At 38.5% G+C, this 413-nt stretch carries 1 protein-coding gene; it reads right to left on the reverse strand.

Translation table 11 applies throughout. The features are described 5' to 3' along the window. Positions 1–380 (reverse strand): DnaB-like helicase C-terminal domain-containing protein (locus AC13HU_RS38240; RefSeq protein WP_483046590.1); only part of this gene is annotated, 380 nt, incomplete at its 3' end. Positions 381–413 lie beyond the last annotated feature (33 nt).

Consider the following 413-nt stretch of genomic DNA (forward strand, 5'->3'; position numbering starts at 1 on the left):
GGGTCGCTATTTTCTACAAAGTAGTTAAACATCGGGTAGAACTCAAAAGGAACTTTAACTCCTGTATTCCCGTTTCTGTTTTTGAGGATAACTAACTCTATTTCTCTAGGGTCTTTTTTCTTCGCTTCTGTAGGGTCAAAGTCTTTTTCCCCTGCACCTTTTAGCTGTAAACCTATAAGAATATCGCTAGAGTATTCTATAGCCCCACTTTCTTTAAAGGATTGCATGCTTACTGATTTCTCGTAATTGTCACGGTTAAAACTAGAGATACCTATAACTGGTGTTTTAAAATCCCTGCTTATCCGCTTCAATTCCATAACGGCTTTATCTGTGTTTTGTTTATCTGTCGCTCGTTCGTTGGTTGGTGCTAATATCTGCAAGTAGTCTACGATAACCAAAGGAGTGTTACCAGT

The sequence above is a fragment of the Streptomyces sp. NH27 genome (genome assembly GCF_056859195.1).